The organism is Sulfurimonas sp. (genome assembly GCF_023229105.1).
Classification (GTDB): Bacteria; Campylobacterota; Campylobacteria; order Campylobacterales; family Sulfurimonadaceae; genus Sulfurimonas.
The window spans coordinates 1-3,850 of record NZ_JALNZY010000116.1 but is presented as its reverse complement, the minus strand read 5'-3'; the positions used below and the strand labels follow the sequence as shown (position 1 = coordinate 3,850).

Genomic DNA, 3,850 nt, shown 5'->3' with positions numbered 1-3,850 from the left:
GCAGCTTTTCTAGAAAAAAATGTGAATCAACGCTGCAGCAGATGTGAACTAGCATTTAAAATCTGTGGAGATTTTTTTCATGAACGAGTTTCAAAAATCTCAATAGAGTTGATTGCGTCTTGACCCTCAATGTCATCAAGAGTAGCAAAACTCTCAGCATCATCTTCTACAATAGCGCCAAATACGGTGTGAACACCATCTAGATGCGGAGTTGCTACAAAGGTAATGAAGAATTGGCTTCCACCTGTGTTAGGTCCAGCATGAGCCATAGAAAGAGCACCTCTTTTGTGCTTTGTTTTGTTTGTTTTTGTCTCACAAGGAATTGCCCAGTCAGGTCCGCCTGTTCCTGTTCCATGCGGACATCCGCCTTGAGCCATAAAACCAGGGATTACGCGGTGAAAACTAAGGTTATTGTAAAAACCAGACTCTGCTAAGTGTGCAAAGTTTGCAACTGTGTTTGGAGCCTCCTCAGGAAGCAGTTTTACCCAGATATCGCCTTTGCTTGTTGCTATTTTTGCCCATTGGAGTTTGTTTATCTCCTCTGCACTTAATTCGTATTTTCTTAGTTTTTTTCCAAACATGTATAGCCTTCATTTCAATATTTTTTTGCAATTATAGTCTAAATATTTTAAACAGATACTTTGTTGAAAAATAATAAGTGTATAATCGTGCCCATGAAAATAAAATCACTGTTTCAAAATATCAGCATAAAACAGGCAGATATATTTACGATAATTGTTGTTTTTTTGCTTACTATGGTTTTTGTTACGCTTCTAGTCGATGAGATGTACAATGACTATGAGAGGGCGCTTGAACATAGTTCTTTAGTTGAAAATAGGAACTTATCAGACTCTCAAACGCTAGAAGAAAAACAAAAAAAGTTAAAGTCTCTGCTTGTAAGGACAGCTCTTGCAATCGTTACGCTCTCTTTTATTTTATTTGCTATATTTTTGGGACTCAACAATCTTTTTAACAAATTTTTACAAAGAGATACACAAACCTTTTTAAATTTTTTCAAAAAAGCGGTTTACTCTGAAGAGCTACTAAATCCTGATGCGATATTTTTTCAGGATTTTAAGGAGATGGTCGGCTATGCAAATGAGATGGTTAGCAAGATAAATGAACAAAAAAAGAGTCTTAAAGAGCTTAATTTGGGGCTTGAAGAGAGAGTTAAGAAAAAAACGGCAGCACTTTTAAGGATAAATAAAAATCTTCAAGAGGAGAAAACCTTTTCACAGGATTTGCTAAGGGCGCAAAAAGAGTTTTTACGCTATACCGTACATGAGACAAACACCCCTTTGAGCGTTATTTTAACTAGTATGGAACTCTACTTAATGAGGCATCCAAAGGAGAGGCAACTCTCCAAAATAGAGGTCGCGGTAAAAAATATTTTTAGCATATATGATGATTTGAGCTATCTAGTAAAAAAAGATCATATTGAGTACAAAAAAAAGCCGATAAATCTAAATAATTTTCTAAATAGTAGGATAGATTTTTTTAGAGAAGTTGCCGAATTTTCACTTATAAGATTTGAGTATAATCCGCCAAAAGAGGAGCTGCATGTACATTTTAACGAGACAAAGCTCCAAAGAATCATAGACAACACCTTGACAAATGCAATAAAATATACGCTTCCAAACGAAAATGTGTATGTAAAGCTGGTTAAAAAGGGTACATATACACAGTTTTCAGTAAGTAGCAAATCAAAAATTATACAAGAGACCGATAAGATTTTTGAAGCTTACTATAGAGAAGAGCAAAACAGAGACGGTTTTGGGCTGGGGCTTAGACTTGTTAAGAGCATTTGCGATGAAGAGGGGGTTGAGGTGGAGGTTGCATCAGAGGACTCTATGACAACATTTAACTACAAGTTTAAGCTGATGGGGAGCTGATGAAGATACTGCTCTTAGAAGATGAGGTTATGCTAAATGAGTCAATCTGTGAGTACCTTGAGGGGGAAGGGCATCATATAGAGAGTTTTTTTGACGGACTTAATGCACTTGAGGCTATAAAAGATAGCGCCTATGATCTTCTTATTTTAGATATTACCGTCCCAGGGCTTGATGGACTCTCCTTTTTAGAGAAAATTCACGCCATGAAGATACATGTACCCGCGATATACATAAGCGCTTTGGTGGATATTGAGGATATTTCACGTGCGTATGATTTGGGCTGTAATGACTACCTGAAAAAACCGTTTCATCTTAAGGAACTCTCCCTTAGAGTAAACAGGATTAAAATCTTTGACACTACTCCAAGAGTGCATTTAAGACTCTCTAAAAACTACAGCTACGACCAAGAGCACTCCACTCTGCTTTTCAATCAAGAGACTCATGTTCTCTCAAGAAGACAATCCCAGATTATAGACCTGCTCTCAAGAAACAGAGGACGCATAGTCGATTTTGAACAGTTCCAAAACTATATATGGAGCGAGCAGATAGTTGATAATGCAACCATCCGAGCAGAGGTAAACAGACTCAAAAAAAACCTCAAAGAGGATTTCATCATCAACGTACGCGGCATGGGATACATGATAGACAAACCATAGTCACTTTTATGTGCTGTTTTAGTAATCATCTTTTGGTGTTGCTTCTTGAATAGTTTTGTAAAAATAACCGAGTCCTACTAACATAATGGTTGTTCCTATAAGTAGGTAAAAGGCTGAGAGCATTTTTGAAGTATCTTCAAGAGCAATTTTAAATACTACCATTAGTGTTTCGATGGAGAGTGCAATGATGATGGAGATGAGAAATTTTCCAAGGACTTTGTAGCGTTTATCTTCGGATTGGTGAAATGTTTGGTAAATTACTTCATGCTCAAAAATCTGTTTTGCTAAGTCATAGATGGCAAGTCCTAGCGTTATTGAGATTATCGACCTAAAAACATCATGTAAAAAGTCTGAACTTGAGAGCGAAAACATAAGTATTAAAAAGACAAATCCCCCATAAGCTATTAGAGCAACAGCAACAAGAGCAAGCAGGGTAGAACCAAAAAAGTAAACAATGCGTTTTGTTTTGTCATGAAAACTATTGTACTCGATAAGTTTTAAATCCTCTAAAAGATGTATTAGGTTGATGTCAAAAACATAGTAGGTAGAGTCTATGAAATGAACTAGCGAGAGGCTTGCTTTTCCTGTTTTGTGATGAATATATGGATTGGAGATGTAGATGTCGTTCTCATCAAGCTGAAGTTTTGTAAAATAGTGGCTTTTGTCACTTCCTATGAGGGATTTGTCGGACTCCTTTTTTGAGATGACTGGAGTTGTTTGTTTAAACTCTGAATTCACTCCGTAAATCAACTGAATATAGCGATGCTTTTCTATAATTTGCAAAGCTTCATCTATATAATTTTTTGGAAGACCCCTAATGAATGTTTTTAAATAGACATCTAAATTAATTTTTTGCGTTCTATAAGCATTAATAACTTCTTTCATAATTTGCACCTATTTTCATAATATATTAACTCTATGTAACGATTGTAGTCTAACTTTTTTAAAAACTTTTATAAAGGAAGTTGGGTTGGTTTTTTTTAAGCCAAATCAAATAATAGAATAAGTTACGATTTTACACACTAGGATAAACAATATAAGCTAATAAATCTTTTTATAATAAATGCTATGTTCATGCTATTTTTATGTTTTAGCATTAGAGAGTTTAATATACAAAAGGGAGAAAAAAGGATGAAAAAGCATATAGCCCTTAGCGTTATTGCTCTTGGATTTATTTCGACGACATCAGTAAGTGCGGCAGATGATTTAAGCAGTATGTTTAGTGAGGCGAAGGTAAGCGGTCAGATTAGAGAGTTTTCTATCTCTAGAAGTGCAGAGCTCTCAGCTGGAAGTGACTATACC

General features: G+C 35.6%; 4 protein-coding genes. 2 read left to right on the top strand and 2 right to left on the bottom strand.

The genetic code is table 11. From position 1 onward, the window contains the following. Positions 1-77 precede the first annotated feature (77 nt). Complete coding sequence (locus tag M0Q17_RS10850) at positions 78-581, bottom strand: peptidylprolyl isomerase (protein ID WP_295086744.1); 504 nt, start codon at positions 579-581, stop codon at positions 78-80. Between the two features lie 93 nt (positions 582-674). Here M0Q17_RS10850 and M0Q17_RS10845 point away from each other — a divergent pair, with 93 nt between their 5' ends. Both M0Q17_RS10845 and M0Q17_RS10840 read left to right on the top strand, forming a co-directional pair. Beyond that, complete coding sequence (locus M0Q17_RS10845; RefSeq protein WP_295086742.1) at positions 675-1,892, top strand: HAMP domain-containing sensor histidine kinase; 1,218 nt, start codon at positions 675-677, stop codon at positions 1,890-1,892. Further along, a complete protein-coding gene (locus tag M0Q17_RS10840; protein ID WP_295086740.1) occupies positions 1,892-2,548 on the top strand; it encodes a response regulator transcription factor in 657 nt (218 codons plus the stop codon). Before M0Q17_RS10845 ends, M0Q17_RS10840 begins: the two co-directional genes overlap by 1 nt. Positions 2,549-2,566: 18 nt before the next feature. On the opposite strand, the gene M0Q17_RS10835 is transcribed toward M0Q17_RS10840, so the two are convergent. Continuing rightward, the gene (locus M0Q17_RS10835; RefSeq protein WP_295086738.1) at positions 2,567-3,433 is read right to left on the bottom strand and encodes a hypothetical protein; all 867 of its coding nucleotides are present in this window, start codon (positions 3,431-3,433) and stop codon (positions 2,567-2,569) included. Positions 3,434-3,850 lie beyond the last annotated feature (417 nt).

Bases quoted from the DNA above. Each gene is read 5' to 3' on its own strand.
- M0Q17_RS10850 (WP_295086744.1), bottom strand. From the start codon at position 581: ATGTTTGGAAAAAAACTAAGAAAATACGAATTAAGTGCAGAGGAGATA.
- M0Q17_RS10845 (WP_295086742.1), top strand. From the start codon at position 675: ATGAAAATAAAATCACTGTTTCAAAATATCAGCATAAAACAGGCAGAT.
- M0Q17_RS10840 (WP_295086740.1), top strand. From the start codon at position 1,892: ATGAAGATACTGCTCTTAGAAGATGAGGTTATGCTAAATGAGTCAATC.
- M0Q17_RS10835 (WP_295086738.1), bottom strand. From the start codon at position 3,433: ATGAAAGAAGTTATTAATGCTTATAGAACGCAAAAAATTAATTTAGAT.